Origin of the sequence: Leifsonia sp. AK011 (genome assembly GCF_013410945.1) — a bacterium.
Taxonomy (GTDB): Bacteria; Actinomycetota; Actinomycetes; order Actinomycetales; family Microbacteriaceae; genus Rhodoglobus.
In genome coordinates this window covers 2,058,447-2,077,974 of sequence record NZ_JACCCH010000001.1, presented here as the reverse complement: position 1 = coordinate 2,077,974, position 19,528 = coordinate 2,058,447, and the positions used below count along the sequence as shown (strand labels likewise).

At 66.6% G+C, this 19,528-nt stretch carries 16 protein-coding genes; 8 read left to right on the top strand and 8 right to left on the bottom strand.

The features are described 5' to 3' along the window. Window positions 1-45: 45 nt before the first annotated feature. Together lipA and lipB are read right to left on the bottom strand one after the other, a co-directional pair. Entirely contained in the window at window positions 46-1,023 is a 978-nt protein-coding gene (gene lipA / locus HDC94_RS10120) for a lipoyl synthase (protein ID WP_179499013.1), read from the bottom strand. Between the two features lie 26 nt (window positions 1,024-1,049). Then, the gene (gene lipB / locus HDC94_RS10115) at window positions 1,050-1,694 is read right to left on the bottom strand and encodes a lipoyl(octanoyl) transferase LipB (protein ID WP_179497203.1); all 645 of its coding nucleotides are present in this window, start codon (window positions 1,692-1,694) and stop codon (window positions 1,050-1,052) included. A gap of 119 nt (window positions 1,695-1,813) precedes the next feature. Here lipB and HDC94_RS10110 point away from each other — a divergent pair, with 119 nt between their 5' ends. Further along, the gene (locus HDC94_RS10110) at window positions 1,814-3,220 is read left to right on the top strand and encodes a protein kinase (protein ID WP_179497201.1); all 1,407 of its coding nucleotides are present in this window, start codon (window positions 1,814-1,816) and stop codon (window positions 3,218-3,220) included. A gap of 9 nt (window positions 3,221-3,229) precedes the next feature. Here the strand turns inward: HDC94_RS10110 and sucB are convergent, their stop codons facing one another. From sucB to HDC94_RS10095, 3 genes are all read right to left on the bottom strand, one after another. Continuing rightward, window positions 3,230-4,708: a 2-oxoglutarate dehydrogenase, E2 component, dihydrolipoamide succinyltransferase gene (gene sucB, locus HDC94_RS10105; protein WP_179497199.1), complete on the bottom strand. Its 1,479-nt coding sequence runs from the start codon at window positions 4,706-4,708 to the stop codon at window positions 3,230-3,232. Window positions 4,709-4,770: 62 nt separating this feature from the next. Further along, on the bottom strand, window positions 4,771-6,144 hold the full coding sequence (gene lpdA / locus HDC94_RS10100) for a dihydrolipoyl dehydrogenase (protein ID WP_179497197.1): 1,374 nt from the start codon (window positions 6,142-6,144) through the stop codon (window positions 4,771-4,773). A 109-nt stretch (window positions 6,145-6,253) separates the two neighbouring features. Further along, window positions 6,254-7,741, bottom strand: a complete 1,488-nt coding sequence (locus HDC94_RS10095; RefSeq protein ID WP_179497195.1) for a leucyl aminopeptidase — start codon at window positions 7,739-7,741, stop codon at window positions 6,254-6,256. A gap of 80 nt (window positions 7,742-7,821) precedes the next feature. Between HDC94_RS10095 and HDC94_RS10090 the strand changes: the two genes are divergently transcribed. The 5 genes from HDC94_RS10090 to HDC94_RS10070 all read left to right on the top strand — a co-directional run bounded on the left by HDC94_RS10090 (window position 7,822) and on the right by HDC94_RS10070 (window position 13,654). Continuing rightward, a complete protein-coding gene (locus HDC94_RS10090; RefSeq protein ID WP_179497193.1) occupies window positions 7,822-8,742 on the top strand; it encodes a proteasome assembly chaperone family protein in 921 nt (306 codons plus the stop codon). Window positions 8,743-8,803: 61 nt separating this feature from the next. Next, complete coding sequence (locus HDC94_RS10085) at window positions 8,804-10,123, top strand: nitrate/nitrite transporter (protein WP_179497191.1); 1,320 nt, start codon at window positions 8,804-8,806, stop codon at window positions 10,121-10,123. Window positions 10,124-10,317: 194 nt separating this feature from the next. Beyond that, window positions 10,318-11,688 carry an RNA polymerase sigma factor gene (locus tag HDC94_RS10080; protein WP_179497189.1) on the top strand — a complete coding sequence of 457 codons (1,371 nt, stop codon included), beginning with the start codon at window positions 10,318-10,320 and terminating at the stop codon, window positions 11,686-11,688. Window positions 11,689-11,723: 35 nt separating this feature from the next. Continuing rightward, complete coding sequence (locus tag HDC94_RS10075; protein ID WP_308495696.1) at window positions 11,724-12,992, top strand: Mur ligase family protein; 1,269 nt, start codon at window positions 11,724-11,726, stop codon at window positions 12,990-12,992. Continuing rightward, window positions 12,989-13,654: a type 1 glutamine amidotransferase gene (locus HDC94_RS10070; RefSeq protein ID WP_179497187.1), complete on the top strand. Its 666-nt coding sequence runs from the start codon at window positions 12,989-12,991 to the stop codon at window positions 13,652-13,654. Before HDC94_RS10075 ends, HDC94_RS10070 begins: the two co-directional genes overlap by 4 nt. Here HDC94_RS10070 and HDC94_RS10065 read toward each other — a convergent pair whose 3' ends face one another. Genes HDC94_RS10065 through HDC94_RS10055 form a run of 3 tightly spaced genes read right to left on the bottom strand, consistent with a single transcriptional unit; the run spans window position 13,655 to window position 15,671 of the window. After that, entirely contained in the window at window positions 13,655-14,698 is a 1,044-nt protein-coding gene (locus HDC94_RS10065) for an alanine racemase (protein ID WP_308495695.1), read from the bottom strand. Further along, the gene (locus HDC94_RS10060; RefSeq protein ID WP_179497185.1) at window positions 14,695-15,408 is read right to left on the bottom strand and encodes an alanine racemase C-terminal domain-containing protein; all 714 of its coding nucleotides are present in this window, start codon (window positions 15,406-15,408) and stop codon (window positions 14,695-14,697) included. The genes HDC94_RS10065 and HDC94_RS10060 overlap by 4 nt, the downstream gene beginning before the upstream one ends. 29 nt (window positions 15,409-15,437) lie before the next feature. Then, on the bottom strand, window positions 15,438-15,671 hold the full coding sequence (locus tag HDC94_RS10055; protein WP_179497183.1) for a hypothetical protein: 234 nt from the start codon (window positions 15,669-15,671) through the stop codon (window positions 15,438-15,440). Window positions 15,672-15,826: 155 nt separating this feature from the next. On the opposite strand from HDC94_RS10055, the gene HDC94_RS10050 reads away from it, so the two are divergent. Together HDC94_RS10050 and HDC94_RS10045 are read left to right on the top strand one after the other, a co-directional pair. Continuing rightward, entirely contained in the window at window positions 15,827-17,905 is a 2,079-nt protein-coding gene (locus HDC94_RS10050; RefSeq protein ID WP_179497181.1) for a type IIA DNA topoisomerase subunit B, read from the top strand. A gap of 39 nt (window positions 17,906-17,944) precedes the next feature. Continuing rightward, window positions 17,945-19,468, top strand: coding sequence for a carboxylesterase/lipase family protein (locus tag HDC94_RS10045; protein WP_179497180.1), 1,524 nt, complete (start codon window positions 17,945-17,947; stop codon window positions 19,466-19,468). Window positions 19,469-19,528: the final 60 nt, after the last annotated feature.

Below are 19,528 nucleotides of genomic sequence, written 5' to 3'. Positions count from 1 at the left end.
GGACACCGCCCTTCGAGAGCCTCAGGACACCGCCCTTCGAGAGCCTCAGGACACCGCCTGTGCGAACCCCGCATTCTTGTCGGCGAGATGCCGGAGGCTATCCGGGATCGGGCGACCCTTGGCAACCATCGACTGCGCCCACAGGCGTCCGGCCCGATAGCTGGACCGAACGAGGGGTCCCGCGAGTACACCGAGGAATCCGATCGCCTCGGCTTCCTCGCTGATCTCGAGGAACTCCTCGGGCTTGAGCCAGCGCGCGACCGGCAGGTGACGGGCGGTGGGCCGGAGGTATTGGGTGATCGTGATGATGTCCGTACCGGCGTCATGGAGGTCCTGGAGCGCCTCGGACACCTCGTGGCGCTCCTCGCCCATGCCGAGGATGAGATTCGACTTGGTGATGAGCCCGGCGGCCCGGGCCTGCCTGATGACATCGAGCGACCGATCGTAGCGAAACGCTGGTCGGATTCGCTTGAAGATCCGAGGTACGGTCTCGACGTTGTGGGCGAAGACCTCGGGACGTGACGAGAAGACCTCTGCGAGAAGGTCGGGGTTGCCCGAGAAGTCCGTCGCGAGGATCTCGACGCCGGTTCCGGGGTTCATCTCATGGATGCGACGGACTGTCTCGGCATGGAGCCAGGCCCCCTCGTCCGGCAGGTCGTCCCTGGCCACACCCGTCACGGTCGCGTACCTCAGATCCATCGTGTGAACTGACTCGGCGACCCGTCGCGGCTCGTCAGTGTCGTAGTCGGCAGGCTTCCCCGTGTCGATCTGGCAGAAATCGCAGCGCCTCGTGCACTGCGAGCCACCGATGAGGAACGTGGCCTCACGATCCTCCCAGCACTCGAAGATGTTGGGGCATCCGGCCTCCTGGCACACCGTGTGCAGGTTCTCGCCCTTCACGAGGTCGTGGATCTGGCGGTACTCCGGTCCCATCTTTGCGACGGTCTTGATCCAGGCGGGCTTGCGTTCGATCGGCGTCTCCGCGTTGCGCACTTCAAGGCGGAGCAGCTTGCGACCGCCGATCTCAGCCTGGTGCGTCGTCTGGTGGCTCACGCGATTGCTCCTTCCGTGATGGCGTCCGCGTGCCGACGGATGAGGGGGACGACATCCTCCGGCGTGACTTCGCGGTCGAGCACTCGGCTGATCGAGGTCACCCCCGCGTCGAGGATGCCGCACGCGACGATCTTCGAATAGGGCTCGAAGGAGTTGCTGCAGTTGAGGGAGAAACCGTGCATCGTCACGCCGCCGGCGACTCGAATGCCGATCGCTGCGATCTTCTCGGCACCAACGGGACTGCCGTACCCCATCCAGACGCCCGAACGCCCCGAGACCCGGCCCGCGTCTATTCCGAGGTCAGCGAGAACACCGATGAGCATGCCCTCGAGCCGTCGCACGTACCCCACGACATCGATGGGCTCCGCGAGGCGGACGATCGGATACCCGACGAGCTGCCCCGGGCCGTGCCAGGTGATCTTCCCACCTCGGTCGACGTCGATCACGGGAGTCCCATCGGCGGGGCGCTCGAAGTCCTCCGTGCGTTTCCCCGCGGTGTAGACCGAGGGATGCTCGAGGAGGAGAAGCGTGTCTGGCGAGCGTCCGCTCGACACGGCGGCATGGATTGCGCGCTGAAGCCCAAGGGCCTCGACGTACGGCACGGAGTTGGCGCTTAGCCCCGTGACGACAATGTCGATCACGAGGCGAGTCTACGACCAATCGACGAAACGCGTCCTCCACACGTGAGAGCAAACACGGGGGTTCTCCAGGTGCCGCGGTGGAGCGGGATCCGCAGGCGCCAGCGGAGCACACTCGAGGGGTGGCGGACTACGTGATCGGCGGTGATGGAGCAGCGACCGGAGATATCGTCGGCGGCTACCGGCTGGTGAGGGTCCTCGGTGAGGGAACGCGAGCCGTGGTGTTCCTGGGGCATCCCGTCGCGGAAGGGGAACGTGCTTCCCCAACGGCGCTGAAGATCTACCGCACCGGGGTCGGATATAGGTCCATCGAGGTCGAACTGGACGCACTCGCCAGTGCTGCTGGGCCACACACTGTGCGGGTGCTCGATGTCAGCACGGGAGCCGACGGGGTTCCGGTGGTCGTTCTCGATCGGCTGGGCGGCAGGAGTCTGGCATCCCTCCTCGCCGACCGCGCCGAGCTGACCATCGGGGAGGCGATCACGATCCTGGTGCCACTGGCCAGAGCGGTCGCACGACTGAGGGCCGCCGGTATCGCGCATGGGCGCGTGAACGCCAACGCCGTGTTCTTCACGGACGACGGGGCTCCGGTGCTCGCGTGCTTCGGCGCAGCGTGTGCGACGGATGCGACGAACTCCGTGCAGCGGGAGGCCCTCGAGGTCCTCACCGCCGACCTCGAGGGGCTTCGGGAGATCGCGCGAGCAGTGTTGCTCGCCGCGGGGCGATCGAGAGCCGTGGCGTCCGTGAGTGAGGTCCTGGAGTGGTTGGATGTCGGCACGCCGGGTGACGAGTTTCCTGGCGCGCTCTGTTCGCGCCTCTTTGAGCTGGGCTCAGGCGAGCCCGTGGCGCTCGCCAACGAACGACCGACGCAGGATGCCAGCGTGAGGGATGAGCTCGCTCGCAGGCGTCCGCGCGCGAGAACGGCTGGAGGACGGAGCTGGCCGACAGTCTCGGATGCCGCGGCAGCAGTCGGGAGGATGCCCGAGTTGATCTCGACCGTGAGGGAGCTGGTGGCAACGGTACGCCCACGATTCTGGGCGATCGGCGCGGGCGCACTGGCCGCGCTCGTTGCGGCTCTCGTTCTGGTGCCGCAGGGATCGAGCGACGCCATCCCCGACGCGGCGCACGTGACTTCTCCCGCCCCGACGCCTTCCGCCACCGGGGCCCCCTCGGAGGGGACGTCGGAGGAGGTCGTCGGGGATGATCCAGCTCAGGCCCTCGCGGCCCTTCTGAAGACGCGCGAGCGCTGCAGCCGATCCGCGTCGATCCTGTGTCTTGATGCGGTCGACCAGGTGGGTTCGCAAGCCCTAACAGACGATCAAGCACGGATCAGGGAGCTTCAGCAGGGAACGGACGCGACCAGCGACGTCCCCGATGACCCCGTCCCCCCGCAACCCTGGGAATTTCAGATCGAGGAGGAGCTCGGCGGTGCAGCCCTGGTGACCGTGTCCGGTGCAGAAAGCACACCGGCCTCGATCCTGATGATCAGGAGCGAGGCCGGTTGGCGGATCAGGGACTACCTCAGATGAGGCCCGAGATCAGATGCCGAGGTTCGGTGCGAAATCGCCGTTCTCGAGGCGGTTCTTGACCGCGGTCAGGAACCGCGCCGCGTCAGCACCATCCACGATCCGGTGATCGTAGGAGAGCGCGAGGTAGACCATGGAGCGAATTGCGATAGCGTCGCCGCCCGCGTCGGAGATTACGACAGGCTTCTTCGTGACGATACCCGTGCCGAGGATTGCCGACTGGGGCAGGAACACGATGGGGGTGTCGAACAGCGCGCCACGGGAACCGGTGTTGGTCAGCGTGAACGTGCCGCCCGCCAGCTCGTCGGGCTTGAGCTTGTTGTCGCGTGTGCGCTCAGCAAGATCGGCGATCTGCGTGGCGAGGCCGGCGAGATCGAGGTCGCCAGCGTCACGAACCACGGGCGTCAGCAGTCCACGCTCGGTGTCCACCGCGATGCTGATGTTCTCGTGCGGCGGGTAGACGATCGAATCGCCATCGATCGTCGCGTTGATGATCGGGTAGGCGCGAAGCGCTTCGGCGGCCGCGAGTGCGAAGAACGGCAGGAAGGAGAGCTTGACGCCCGTCTTCTCCTGGAACGCGTCCTTCACCTTGTTGCGGTACTGGGCCACCGCAGTGACATCGACCTCAACAACGGAGGTGAGCTGAGCCGACGACTGCATCGAAATCACGGCGCGCTCCGCGATGACCTTGCGCAGGCGGGACATCGGTACGGTCGTGCCTCGAAGTTCCGACGTCTCGAGAGCGACAGCCGCCGGGGCAGCGGCAGGAGCGGCTGGTGCTGCAGGTGCTGTGGCAGCGAGAACGTCCTGCTTGCGAATACGACCACCGACACCGGTGCCGGAGACGGTCGACAGGTCGACACCCTGCTCGTTCGCGAGCTTGCGAACAAGAGGAGTGACATACCCAGCGAAGGCCTCCGCGCTCGGTGCTGCGACGGGCGCCGCTGCGGGAGCGGCCTGCTCGGGCTCGGGGGCAGCCTGCGGAGCGGGCGCGGCGGCGGGAGCGGGCTCGGCTGCGGGAGCAGGAGCCGCTTCGGGAGCGGGAGTCGGCTCGGGAGCGGGCGCTGCCTCGGGAGCCGGGGCGGGGGTCGTCTCTGCTGGCGCTGCGGGAGCCTCCGGCTCGGGCGCGGCGGGCGCTGCCTCGGGAGCCGGTGCTGCCTCGGGAGCGGGAGCCGCCTCGGGAGCGGGAGCCGCCTCGGGAGCGGGAGCCGCCTCGGGAGCCGGTGCCTCCGGTGCAGCGTCGCCGCCGCCGGAACCGTCGCCGATGGTCACGAGTGCCGTGCCGACCTCGACGGTCTCATCCTCGGCGACCAGGATCGCCTCGATAACGCCAGCGACCGGCGAAGGGATCTCGGTGTCAACCTTGTCGGTGGAGACTTCGAGCAGTGGCTCGTCGACCTCCACGCGGTCGCCGACCTTCTTGAGCCAGCGGGTAACCGTACCCTCGGTGACACTCTCACCGAGTGCCGGAAGGTTGACGGATTCGCTCATCAGTGATGCTCCTTTAACGCTTCTGTGATTCTCAAGCTTAGTTGCGTGGTCTGTTGTGGGGGTCAGATGCCGTGAAGCGGCTTGCCGGCGAGTGCCAGGAACGCTTCCCCGAGCGCCTCGTTCTGCGTCGGGTGGGCGTGGATGAGGGGGGCGATGTCCTCGGGGTACGCCTCCCAGTTCACGGCGAGCTGCGCTTCACCGATCAGCTCACCGACACGGGCGCCGATCATGTGGACACCGACGACGGGGCCGTCGATGACGCGCACGACCTTCACCGAGCCCGAGGTACCGATGATGTGGCTCTTTCCGTTGCCCGCGAGGTTGTAGTCGTAGGTCTTGACGGAGTCGGCACCGTACTGCTCGACGGCCTTGGCCTCGCTGAGACCGATCGAGGCGACCTCGGGGTCGCTGTAGGTGACCTTGGGGATGTTGAGGTCACTGATGACAATCGGAGCCAGTCCCGCGATCTCCTCGGCGACGAAGATTCCCTGCTGGAACCCGCGGTGCGCGAGCTGCAGGCCGGGGACGATGTCGCCGACGGCATAGACGCCGGGGATGTTCGTGGCAAGGCGCTCGTTCGTGAGCACGAAGCCGCGGTCCATCGAGATGCCGACTTCCTCGAAGCCAAGGCCGGCAGTGCTCGGTCCGCGACCGACGGCGACGAGGAGGAGCTCGGCCTCCACGGTCTCTCCGTTCTCCAGCGTGACCACGACTCCGTCATCGTTCTGCGTGACGCCCTGGAAGCGCACACCGAGCTTGAAGTCAATGCCACGCTTGCGGAACGCGCGCTCAAACTGCTTCGAGATGGCCTCGTCCTCGTTCGGAACCAGGTGGGGAAGCGCCTCGATGATGGTGACCTCGGCACCCCATGAGCGCCACACGCTCGAGAACTCGACGCCGATGACGCCACCGCCGAGGACGGCGACCTTCTTGGGCACGAAGTCGAGCTCGAGCGCCTGCTCCGACGTGATCACGCGGCCACCGATCTCGAGGCCGGGGAGCGAGCGGGAGTACGAGCCGGTCGCGAGAATGACGTTCTTGCCCGTGTAGGTGTCATCCCCGACCTGAACGGTGGTGGGGGAGACGAGGCGGCCGGTGCCTTCGACGACAGTGATGCCGCGCATCTTGATGAGGCCCTGAAGACCCTTGTACTTGCTCGCGACGACTTCCTGGCGGTAAGCCGTGACGCCGGCGATGTCTACCCCGCCGAAGGTGGTGGTGACGCCGTACTTCGCGGACTCGCGGGAGACGTCTGCAACCTCTGCAGCGTGCAGGAGCGCCTTCGTCGGGATGCACCCGACGTGGAGACACGTGCCGCCGAGCTTGTTCTTCTCCACCAACGCGACGGACAAGCCCAGTTGGGTTGCTCGCAGCGCTGCGGCGTATCCGCCACTCCCGCCGCCGAGAATTACGAGGTCAAAAGTGTGCTCAGCCAATTGCAGCTACTCCTCCGTAAGGAACCTTCTGTGAGATTCCGTGGCTTCGGCATCCGTGGTGTGTTCGGAACCGAATCGAGAGGCGGACCATTCCGCCTGAAAAACCTTACTACCTGGCAGGAAAGGACTCGGCCAGTTCGAGGAGTGTCCTCACCGTCACTCCGGTCGGTCCTTTACCCGTGTAGCCCCAGCCCGCTCCGCCATTGTTCGCGGGTCCGGCGATGTCCAGGTGCGCCCAGGGGATGACGCGACGCTCGTCATCCTCGCCGGTCGAACCGATGAAATCTTTCAGGAAAGCCGCAGCAATGAGCATCCCTGCGGCCGTGTTTCCGGGTTTGATGTTGGCGATGTCCGCAATGTCGGATGCCAGGAGCGGACGCACCTCGGAGGGAATGGGCATCGCCCACAGGGTTTCCCCCACGCGCCCGGCAGCATCGACGACGCGACCCACCAGCTCGGAGTCACCCATGGCGCCAACGTAGCGGTCGCCCAGGGCCACACGCGCCGCGCCGGTGAGCGTCGCGACGTCGATGATGGCGTCGGGGTTCTCCTCGCTCGCGGCGACGAGACCATCGGCGAGCACCAGACGACCCTCCGCATCGGTGTTGAGGACCTCGACGGTCTTTCCACCACGCACGGTGATCACGTCGCCGGGCCGAAGCGCGGTGCCGGACGGCATGTTCTCGGCCAGGCACAGCCATCCCGTGATCTTGACGGGAATGGCGAGACGGGATGCGGCGACGACGACGGCGAGAACGGTGGCGGCACCCGTCATGTCGTACTTCATGCCGATCATCGAGGCCGGCGGTTTGAGCGAGAGGCCACCGGTGTCGAAGGTGATGCCCTTGCCGACGAGGGCGATGTGCTGCGTTGCATCCGCGGGGGAGTAGGTGACCTTGACCAGGCGCGGCCCCCTGGATGAGCCCTGACCGACGCCGAGGATGCCCCCGAAGCCACCCGCCGTGAGCTCATCGTGGGCGAGTACTTCGACACTGAGGTCATCGCCAGAGGCGAGGTCGACAGCGGCGGCCGCGAAGGTCTCCGGATAGAGGTCGGATGCTGGCGCGTTCACGAGATCGCGCACACTGTGCATCGCCTGCGAGATGATCGTCGCGCGCTCCGCGAGGGCATCGGAGCCCGGCGCAGCGACCGTGATCGATGTGGCTGGGAGCTTCGTGGAATCGAGGCTCGCGGAGCGGTACTCGGTGTACGCGTAGGCGCCGATCCCTGCACCCTCGAGGATGGCGAGCGTGTCCTCGTCGGATGTCGACGGCAATCCGACCACGAGTGATTCGACACCGCGCAACTGGCGGGCCGCCGAACCCGCTGCATAGCGGAGTGCGTCGGGGTTCACCGTGGTGCCGACACCCACGAGTGCGATGCTCTCGGTGGCCGCGACATCCCACGGCACGCGACGGAGCTCATCCTGCGCGCCGGTCACTCCGATGGCAACGAGTGCGAGGGCGAGCGGGGCGAGCGAGTTGTCGTCGGTCAGTAGTTCCGGACCCTCGTCGGTCTTGCGTACCCCGAGTACGAGCACATCGCCCGGGATGGAGAGCGGGGAATCCTGGGACAGGGAGAGAGTGGGAACAGCCATCGGGCCATCGTACCGGCGTGTTCGCTCACGGCATTCGCGTGGACCCCTGATGTGCGTTGCGGCGCGGATACAGTGGAAACATGCGAGATCCTGCCGGGCTTTACGACCTCTCCCTCGACGCGGCTGAGGTGCCACTGGGGTTGCCGATGGTCGCCGCTCTGACTGGATTCGCGGACTCGGGAAGCGCTGTGACGCAGTTCAGCGCTCATGTCCTCGATTCGCTCGCTCATCGGCCGATTGCCACCTTCGACTCCGACGAGCTGCTCGACTACCGGGCCAGGCGACCGACCATCTACTTCGACCAGGACCACCTGTCGGACTACCGGCCGCCGTCGCTCAAGCTCTACCTCGCGGAGGACGAGCTCGAGCAGCAGTTCCTGCTTCTCACCGGTTACGAGCCCGACTTCCAGTGGGAGCGATTCACCGCCGCGGTGCTCCAGCTCGTCGACCGTTTCCAGGTGTCGACGACGACGTGGGTTCATGCCATCCCGATGCCCGTTCCGCACACCCGTCCCATCGGCGTGACTGTGAGCGGCAATCGCACCGAGCTGACCGACGCGATGTCCGTGTGGCGACCGCGCACCCAGGTGCCCGCGAACGCGCTGCACCTGATCGAGTACCGGTTGCAGGAGCTCGGACACCCCACGGCGGGTTTTGTGCTGCTCATTCCGCACTACCTCGCCGATACCGAGTACCCGGCAGCGGCAGTCACCGCGCTCGAGAGTGTGAGTGCTGCCACCGGGCTTCTCTTCCCGACCGATCGTCTCCGCGAGGAGGGTCGCGATTTCGTCGCCCGGATCGAGAGTCAGGTCGAGAACAACCAGGAGTTGGCGCGCCTCGTTGGCACGTTGGAGGAGCGGCACGACAGTTACATGCTGGACAACCCGCTGCCATCGCCTCTGATCGACGAGGACGGTGAACTCCCCTCGGCTGACGAGATCGCGGCAGAGCTCCAGAACTTCCTCGCGAGTCGGCGCGACGGCACAGAAGACCAGACGTAACACGAACCCCGCTCGCCTCGAAGGCCACGGTGAGGACGGCGGCCCCGCCTAGTCTGAGTCAGTGAACTCTCGACGATCGTGGCTGGTCTTCGCCGTAGCGATGCTGGCCTATCTCGTCGCGGTTCTGCACCGGACCTCGCTCGGAGTAGCAGCGGTGGAGGCGACCGAACGGTTCGGGGTGACCGCCGCCGCGCTGTCGAGCCTTGCTGTGGTCCAGTTGGTGGTCTATGCGGCCCTGCAGGTTCCGGTGGGCGTCATGATCGACCGGGTGGGGCCCCGATTCCTCATCGTTCTTGGCGCTGCCTTGATGACGGTGGGGCAGGTCACCCTCGCGCTCGCCCCCACGCTCGAGGTGGCGGTTCTCGGTCGTATCGGGGTGGGTGCAGGGGATGCCATGACCTTCCTGTCGTGCATCCGCCTCCTGGCCACGTGGTTCGAGGGCAGAACCCTCCCCATTGCGACCCAGGTCCTGGGAACGTCGGGCCAGGTGGGGCAGATCCTCTCAGCCCTGCCCCTCGTGGCCGCGCTCCATGCGTTCGGCTGGACCAACACCTACCTCGGTATTGCGGCGCTCTCCGTCGTCGTGATCATCGTGGTGCTCATCGCCGTGCAGAGTCGGGCGTCCGAGAGCCATGAGGTCGCGACGTGGCGCGCCTCGCTCCGACAGTTGCGTGAGTCCCTCGCGAGACCAGGTACCCAACTCGGATTCTGGTCGCACTTCGTCTCGCAACCCTCGGTCACGATGATCGCGCTCCTGTGGGGGTTCCCGTTCTTCTCGGTGGGACTCGGTTACGGCCCGACAGGTGCCGCACTTCTTCTCACCCTGGTGGTTGTCGTCGCAGGCCTCGCTGGTCCGGTGCTCGGGCTGCTCTCGGCGCGATTCCCGTTCCGTCGCTCGACGCTCGTGCTGGGGATCGTGGGCACGATGGCCGTGGTCTGGGCCGCCGTGCTCGGCTGGCCGGGGCAACCCCCGCTCTGGCTCGTGGTGCTCCTCGTCGTCGTCATCGCCATCGGGGGACCGGGCGCACTCATCGGCTTCGATTTCGCCCGCACGTTCAATCCCATGCGGTCGATGGGGTCGGCCTCGGGGGTCGTCAACGTCGGGGGGTTCACGGCGAGCTTCACCATCATGCTGCTCGTCGGCTTCGCGCTCGACGCGATCGACCACGTTCGCGGGGGGTCGGGTGTGCCCGTCGAGCTGTACTCCTTGGATTCCTTCCGGATCGCGTTCCTCGCGCAGTACCTGGTCGTCGGGTTCGGAGTGGTGATGCTGTTGAGGGCGAGGCGGCGAACGCGGGCGCTCCTGCATGAGGAAGAGGGAATAACCGTGCCCCCCCTGTGGGTTGCATTAGTGAGGGCGTGGCGCCGGCGAAGCGCGTGACGTGGCCCCCACAGGCCCTCTGATCAAGCACCGCGGGCTCGCCGCTACGGCGTGTCGGCCAGCCCCGCAAAGCGTGCAATAATTGAGTACGAGACCCGGTCTGCCTGTTGCAGCCATTCCCCTCGAGGGATGCGCGTGCGAAAGGACTTGACATGGGTCTTAGTACTGCCCTGAAACCCCTGGAAGGTGTTCGAATGGCAACCCGTTCCCCGGCTTCGACGACAAGCTCGAAGTCCCCCGCCGCCGCGAAAGAGCCGCGCGCGAAGAAGGCAGCCGCCCCCGCGGATGCCGCAGAGACCACCGCTGCCGCCAGTGCAGCGACGAAGACCGCTGCTACCAAGGCGCCTGCCGCCAAAAAGGCACCAGCCAAGGCCCCCGCGAAGCCGCGCGCCAAGAAGGCAGCGACCGACGAGTCCGAAGAGGCCATCGAAATCGACGAGATCGACGAGGATGAGGCCGAAGTTGTCGCCGTTGTTGTCGAAGAAGTTGGCGACGACGCCGAGGCGAAGGACGACGCCGAGGCCACCGCAGACGACGATGACGAAGAGAAGTCGACCGGCAAGGACGAGGAGCTGCCCACCGGTGCTCTCGTGCTGTCACTGGTCGACGACGAGGACGAGGTCCCCGTCTACTCATCGGCCATCACCGGCGCCACCGCCGACCCGGTCAAGGACTACCTGAAGCAGATCGGCAAGGTCGCCCTGCTGAACGCCGCAGAGGAGGTCGAGCTGGCCATGCGTATCGAGGCCGGCCTCTTCGCCGAGGACAAGCTGTCGAGCATGTCGGCGACAGAGCAGCGGTCGTCGCTCGGTCGTGAACTGCAGTGGGTCGCCAAGGACGGCCAGCGTGCGAAGAGCCACTTGCTCGGCGCGAACCTCCGACTTGTCGTGTCCCTCGCCAAGCGCTACACGGGTCGCGGAATGCAGTTCCTGGACCTCATCCAGGAGGGCAACCTCGGTCTGATCCGTGCCGTCGAGAAGTTCGACTACACCAAGGGCTTCAAGTTCTCCACGTACGCGACCTGGTGGATCCGCCAGGCGATCACGCGCGCGATGGCCGACCAGGCGCGCACCATCCGTATTCCGGTGCACATGGTCGAGGTCATCAACAAGCTTGCGCGTGTGCAGCGACAGATGCTCCAGGACCTGGGCCGTGAGCCCACTCCCGAGGAGCTGAGCCGCGAGCTCGACATGACTCCCGAAAAGGTCATCGAGGTGCAGAAGTACGGACGCGAGCCGATCTCGCTCCACACGCCCCTCGGCGAGGACGGCGATAGTGAGTTCGGTGACCTCATCGAGGACACCGAGGCCGTCGTTCCGGCTGACGCGGTGGGCTTCACCATGCTGCAGAAGCAACTCGAGAGCCTGCTCGATTCGCTGTCCGAGCGCGAGGCGGGTGTCATCCGCATGCGCTTCGGCCTCGGCGATGGCATGCCGAAGACCCTCGACCAGATCGGCGACACGTTCGGGGTGACGCGCGAGCGCATCCGTCAGATCGAGTCGAAGACGATGGCAAAGCTCCGCCACCCGTCCCGGTCGCAGTCGCTCCGCGACTACCTCGAGTAAATGCCGACCCACCGCCGTCGGCGGTCGACCGCATCGTGACCCCGCTGGCGGTACTCGCCGGTCGTCTGGCGCGCGCCATCCTTCGTCTCCGAGGCGGGGGATCGGCGGCGCCCGGCCGAGTTCTCCTGGCGCTGTCCCCGCGATTCCTCTCGCGCGCGGTCAAGGACATGCCGCTCGGCGTGGTCTTCGTCTCTGGCTCGAACGGCAAATCGACAACGACCCACATGCTCGTGAGCATTCTGCGGGCGCACGGGGTCTCGGTCTTCTCGAACCCGTCCGGCGCGAACCTGCCCCAGGGGATCGCCTCGGCGATGCTCGCATCCGTTCCGCTGAGCGGCAGACTCTCCGAGGATGTCGCGGTGCTGGAGGTCGACGAGGCCTTCGGCCCGCGCCTGGCCACGCAGCTCACTCCGCACAGCGTTCTGCTGGTGAATCTCCAGGTCGACCAGCTGAACCGGTTCTACGACCCGGCTCGGGTCGCTGGCATGCTCGAGTCCTTCGCCCGCGTGGCCGACAGGCACCTCGTCGTGAACGGGGACGACCAGAATCTCGTCGCGATCGCCGAGCGTGTCGCATCCTCTGGTGCGAGCCAGTCGCAGTTCGCGGTGTCCCCGGAGCTGCTCGCCACGGGGCCGGCGTGGCTCGCACGCGGTGACAACCCGGCCCTGGCGGTGGCCAGTGGCGACCGCCACGCCGCGGTGACAGTCACAGCGCTCGACGGGCGTGCGGCGACGCTCTCGCTGGCGGGGGAGCCCGTCGACATCCGCCTTCCCGCGCGCGGTCTGCACTACGCGGTGGACGCCGCGGGCGCGACCGCGATGGCGCTCGCACTCCTCGGGGATCGACTGGATCGTGCTTCCGTCGCGGCGGGACTCGCGGCGATGGAACCCGTGTACGGACGGGGGGAGATCCTCCGGTCGGGCGACGAGGACATCGAGATGCTCACGATGAAGAACCCGCCGAGCCTCCAGGTGAACCTCGACTATCTCGACGAGTATCCCGAGCAGGTCTTCGTCGCGGTCGACGAGGGAACGCCGGACCCCTCGTGGATCTACGGCTCCGACCTTTCCCGTCTCGACCATGTCGACGTGCTCACCGGAACGAAGGCCTGGCAGCTGGCGACCCGGTTCGGCTACTCGGACATCGCGGTGCACGAGGTGATCCCCGAGCTTGCCCCGGCCCTCGAACGATTCCTCTCCCTGCCGAGGCCGTCGCGCGGCATGAAGACGATGATCGTCAACTACGAACAGATGATGCTCGTGCGCAAGCATCTCGGCTACCTCGACCTGGAGGGCGGCGCGTGATCACGATCCTCCACCTGTACCCGCGCGAGCTGGGGATCAATGGCGATGTGGGCAACGTCATGGCGCTCCTCAAACGCGCAGAGTGGCGCGGTCTCGACGCTCGCGTGCTCGACCATGAGGTCGGAGCCGAGCTGCCGCAGACTGCCGATCTCGTCCACATCGGAAGTGGTCCAGCTTCGGGGCAGGAACTCGTCCTCGACGATCTCCGGCGCATCGCCCCTCGGCTCAGGGAGTGGTCGGCGTCAGGCGTCCCGTTCGTGGCGATTGCGGCAGGCTGGCAGCTTCTCGGCCGGACGTTCCAGCGTGCCGACGGAAACATCGTCGAGGGCGCGGGAGTCTTCCCGACCGACTCCAGAGCGTCGACGAAGCGCATCGTCCGCGAGGTGTGGACCGAGGATGCCGCGGGCTTCGAGAACCACGGCAGTGTGACCACCTCGGACGATCCCGGGTTCGCCTGGCCCGTTGCCCGGTTCGGTGGATCGCTCGCGACGAACCTCCACGGACCCTTCCTCCCGATGAACCCCGCGTATGCCGATGAGTTGCTCAGCGCCGCTGCGGCCCGGTCAGGGCAAGCCCTGGGCGCGGGTGAGGAGCGCGTCGCACTTGTCGACGAACGCGCCGCTCGCTCGAGGGACGCTATTCGCGCCAGGCTGCGGCTCTAGTCAGCCGACGTAGACGCGGGGGAGTCGCTCGCCGGCGCGCGCGACGATCTCATCGCCAATCGTCGAGGCCCACGCGGCCCAGTCCTCGGCCGTCGCTTCGCCGCTGTCGCCTGGCCCGAACACCGTGGCGTCGTCGCCCACTGTGACGCTGCCGTCCTTCGCCTCCACCGTGAGGCTGTCGACGTCGAGCCGCGTGAGCAGGTGGCGGCGTCCGCCGATCGTGACCGAGGCGCGACCCACGGCAGGTGGCTGGATGCCGTCAGCGCTACCCAGTCCGATCGTTGCCACGTCATCGGCAACGGCGATCACGGGGGCGCGCATGGTCATGACGGGCCGCAGTCCGAGCTCACTGCCGGTCTGGTCGTCGAACGGCGAAATGCCGTAGGCCGCAATGCCGAAGCGGACGAGGCCGAACCGCGCCTCGGGCTCACGGATCCCCGCCGAACTGGCCGCGAGGTGGAGGAGCGGGGGGTTGCAGCCCAGTTCTCGGGCTACCCGCACGGCCGCCTCGAACCGCGCGAGTGCGTCGGCGTCGTCCTCGGGCGATGCGTCAGCCAGGTGCGACCAGATCGCTTCGATCTGAACCCGCCCGCTCTTCTCGGCTGCCTGTGCTGCTCTGACAAGAGCTGGCCAGTCCTCGGGACGCGCTCCGTTGCGGTGCAGCCCCGTGTCGACCTTGAGATGGATGCGGGCCGGCTTGCCTCGCCACGCTCGCACGATCGCGTCGAGCTCCCATTCTGAGGAGATCCCCAGATCGATATCTGCTTCGATGGCGCGCTCGAAATCGGTCTCCGGCGCGTGCAGCCAGGCGAAAAGCTGCGCCGTGATGCCCGCTCGCCGGAGGCCGAGTCCCGCCGGAACGTCGAGTACTGCGAGGCTGTCCGCCCCCGAGTCGAGAGCGGCGCGGGCGAGTGGGAGGATTCCGTGCCCGTAGGCATTCGCCTTGACCGCGAGCATCGTTCGTGCTGGCTCGATGATGGCCGCGAGCGTGGCAACGTTGTGCCGGAACGCTGCGAGATCGATCTCCAGCCGTGGTTCGCTCACGAGTAGACCCTCTCCACGCGATTCGCGAGCCCCGCCGTGAGTTCGAGTGGGCTCCGCTCCGTCTGCTCCGCCCACTCGATCGCGGTGGGGCTGACGATGCTGGACACGCCCCACAGTGTCACCTCGTCGCCGACGGAGGGAGTGACATCCCCGCAGTCCACCACAAATTGATCCATGGCCACCCGCCCGACGAGCGGAAGGAGGCTGTGACCGATGGTGACTGAGGCACGGTTGGAGGACAGACGCGGGACGCCGTCGGCATAGCCGAGCCCCACCAGCGCGAGGGTCGTGTTCGATTCCGTGCGGTACGTGTATCCGTAGGACACCCCGGCCCCCGCCTCGGTTGGCTTGACCGCGATGACCTCGCCCACGACCGTCATCACCGGTTCGGACTCACCATCGAGGCCGTACGCGGCCTCTGCAACGAGCGGGCGCACCGACGGCACCGTCATGAGAGCGGATCGGCGGATGCCCGGCAGCGCGCCGTCCCGGGGGCTCACGCGCACCGTCGTGACGCCCGCATCCAGGGCCGCGCGGACGATGCGCTCAGCACCGTGCCCGTAGGCGTTGGCCCTGGCATCCAGCACCAGACCGGGTTCGTCAGCCAGCAAGCGCGTGATGTTCGACGTGAAGGCGTTCAGATCGATCCGCGCGATGCGCCGAAGCCCAGCAGGAGCGTTGTGCCCAGCAGCAGCGCTGCCCTGGTTCATGGAGATCCTGACGGGTGTACGAGGTGCGGTTACTCCGCGGAGGACGTCTCGAACAGGCGAGCGGACTCGTCGTGCCAGTTCAGCGCGGTCGGGAACAGCTTGTCCTTGAACTTCGCCGCGTGGTGGGCGCAGAACAGGAGGTCGCCGCTCGCGAGGGTGACGCGCACGTAGGCCTGCGCGCCGCAGCTGTCACAGCGGTCCAGCGCGGAGAGGCTGTAGTCCAGCTCGTCGGTGCTGATGTTCTCGGTAGTGATCTGAGACATGGTCTGCTCCTTACGGCTGGGTGGGAACTGCTCTTGCTCAATACAAGCACGGGCGTGTTACCGCATTGCGTCATGAGACGGGTATTTCGCTGAACGCGTATCTCCCGCGTCCCGCTTAGGGTGGAGTGCCAGTACCCGCCAGTAGAGGAGAACGAATGCCGTCGAGCGACTATTCCGCCCGGCACCTGTCGGTGCTCGAGGGGCTGGAAGCAGTCCGCAAACGTCCCGGAATGTACATCGGGTCCACGGATTCTCGTGGTCTCATGCACTGCCTCTGGGAAATCATCGACAACTCCGTCGATGAGGCGCTCGGGGGGTTCGGCAACGAGATCTCGGTCACACTGCATCCCGACGGCAGCGTGGCCGTTCGCGACACGGCGCGCGGTATTCCCGTCGACATCGAACCCAAGACGGGCCTCAGCGGCGTGGAGGTCGTCTTCACCAAACTCCACGCGGGAGGCAAGTTCGGTTCCGGCTCCTATGCAGCCTCCGGCGGCCTGCACGGTGTTGGTGCATCCGTCGTCAACGCTCTCTCGGAACGCCTCGATGTCGAGGTCGACCGAGACGGCAAGACCTGGGCGATGTCCTTCCACCGCGGCGAGCCCGGCATCTTCACGGATGACGGTGAGCCGACCCCCGACGCGCCATTCACCCCGTTCATCTCGGGCAGCGAACTGCGCGTCGTCGGCAAGGTGGCGAAGGGTGTGACGGGCACCCGGGTGCGGTACTGGGCCGATCGCCAGATCTTCACGAAGGGTGCGACGTTCCAGACGGAGGATCTCCTCGACCGCCTGCGTCAGACTGCCTTCCTGGTGCCGAGCCTCGCCCTGCATCTCAGCGATCTCCGCGGTGCGGAAGCGCTCAACGAGACCTTCCACTACGAGGGGGGCATCGCCGAGTTCGTCGAGCACCTCGCCCCGGATGCCCCGATCACCGACACCTGGCGCCTCACCGGCGAGGGCGGCTTCACCGAGACGGTGCCCGTGCTCCAGGACACCGGCGCCATGGTCCCGACCGAGCTTCAGCGCGAGTGCAGCGTCGATATCGCCCTGCGGTGGGGAACCGGGTACGACACCGTCTTCAAGAGCTTCGTCAACATCATCGCGACGCCCAAGGGCGGCACCCACCAGTCCGGATTCGAGCAGGGGCTCCTGAAGTTCCTCCGCGCCGAGGTGGAGAAGAACGCCAGGCGACTGAAGGTCGGCAACGACAAGCTCGACAAGGACGACGTGCTCGCTGGGCTCACGGCGGTTCTCACGGTCCGCCTTCCCGAGCCGCAGTTCGAGGGACAGACCAAGGAGATTCTGGGTACTCCCGCGGTTCGCGCCATCGTCGCGAACGTTGTGGCCAAGCAGATGGCGGCGCGGTTCGGCTCCACCAAGAGGGACGACAAGGCACAGACTTCCCTCGTGCTCGACAAGATCGTCTCGGAGATGAAGTCGCGCATCTCGGCGCGCGCCCACAAGGAGACCCAGCGCCGCAAGAACGCGCTCGAGAGCTCCACCCTCCCAGCCAAGCTCGTCGACTGCCGCTCGAACGACGTGGCCAACAGCGAGTTGTTCATCGTGGAGGGCGATTCCGCGCTCGGGACGGCCAAGCTCGCGCGAGACAGCGAGTACCAGGCCCTCCTTCCCATCCGCGGCAAGATCCTCAACGTGCAGAAGGCGTCTGTTGCCGACATGCTCTCGAACACCGAGTGCGCCTCGATCATCCAGGTCATCGGGGCGGGGTCCGGGCGCAGTTTCGACCTCGAGGCCGCGCGCTACGGCAAGGTCATCATCATGAGCGACGCCGATGTCGATGGTGCCCACATCCGCACCTTGCTGCTCACCCTGTTCTTCCGCTACATGCCGGACATGATCCGCGATGGACGGGTGTACGCGGCGGTTCCTCCGCTGCACAGGGTGGTCGTCATCAACGCCGGTTCCAAACCCAACGAGACGATCTACACCTACTCTGAGGCGGAGCTCAACGGGGTTCTCGCCGGGCTCAAGAAGTCGGGGAAGAAGTACCAGGACCCGATCCAGCGGTACAAGGGTCTCGGCGAGATGGATGCCGACCAGCTTGCGATCACGACGATGGACCGCGCCCATCGAACTCTGCGGCGTGTGAACATCGGCGACGCGGAGATGGCCACCTCCGTCTTCGAACTGCTCATGGGCAACGAGGTCGCGCCGCGCAAGGAGTTCATCATCGCCGGGCAGGGTCTCGATCGCGACCGCATCGACGTCTAGGTGCACTGACGGTTAACCCGCGCTGCATAGGATGCGCGCATGCGGGTGGAGGTCAGCGGGGGAGTTGTGCAGGGCGTCATTCGACGCGATCTGAGGATGTGGCGTGGCATCCCGTATGCCTCACCTCCCGTCGGTCGGTTGCGGTTCCGTGCACCGCAACCCGTCATATCGTGGGCGGGCATACGGTCGGCCGAGCACTTCGGGCCGGTCGCACCCCAGGATAGGAACGGCCAGTTCGCGGGTCCGCCGACGAGCGTCCCGATCTCTGAGGACTGCCTGAGCCTCAACGTGATCGCACCGCTCGACTTCAGCGTGCACCTTCGACCCGTGATGGTGTTCATCCATGGGGGTGCCTACAGCGTCGGTTCGTCGCGCGAGATTCACGCCCAGGGGGAGGGCCTCGTGCGGCAGGGCGATGTGATCTTCGTCAACCTCAACTATCGACTCGGTGCGCTGGGGTACCTCGACTTCTCGCGATGGTCGACTCCGACAATTCCCCTCGACAGCAACCTGGGGCTGCGCGATCAGGTCGCGGCTCTCGAGTGGATACAACGGAATATCGCCGCATTCGGAGGTGACCCTCGCAACGTCACACTCTTCGGCGAGTCCGCTGGCGCCAACGCCGTGACGACGCTCATGGCCGTACCGCGAGCGGAGGGTCTCTTCCACCGCGCCATCGCGCAGAGTTCGCCAGCGAATGCCGTGTATCCCTCAGCGATCGCGAGCGAGTGGGCGCGGGAGTACCTCGAGTTGCTGAGTGAGGAGGTCGACGATTCCAGCACGGACAGCACGTCGGTCGAGGATGCCGCGGAGCTCCTGCTAGACGCCCCGATCGAGGCCCTCGTCGCGGCCACGACCCGCATGCAGCGCATGGTGCCCGACGCGCGACCCGGAACGATGCCGCTCGCACCGGTGATCGACGGAGACCTCCTGCCGGAGAGGCCTCTTGACGCGTTCAAGGCCGGTCGTGCCCACCGCCTGCCGCTCATCATCGGGACGAACGATCGCGAGGGATCCCTCTTCCGCGGTCGCCTCGACATCCTCGCCTCCAACCCCAAGCGCATCCGTGCGATCTTCGCCCGCACCAGGAAGCGCTACCGCAAGGCTCTCAAGGCCCTCTATCCGGGTCTGCCGGCACCCCGCGCGGCCGCGGACTTCGGCGGCGACTTCGCCTTCTGGTACCCCAGCGTCAAGGTGGCGGAACGTCACTCGGCGTTCGCCGACGTCTACATGTACCGTTTCGACATCGCCACACGCCTGCTGCGGCTGACGGGGCACGACGCCACACACGGCCTCGAACTCTTCGCGCTCTTCGACAGGATGGGCGGCATGTTCGGGCGGCTCCTGGGTGCCTTGGGCGGCCGCCGTCCGTTCATTCGCGCGGGACGACGGATGCAGGCGCACTGGCTTTCCTTCGCCACAACCGGTACCCCCGAACCCTCCTGGCCGAAGTACAAGCGCGGTCGTCGCCGCACTCTCGTCATCGACGTCGTGGACAGGGTCGAGAGCGACCCCCGGCGCGAACGTCGACGCGCCTGGCAGGACTTCGAACCCCACGTGTGACAGTCCGGCTGACCGGTCCACCCGGTCGCGATCGGATCTGGCAAGGACGCCTGCGGGCTG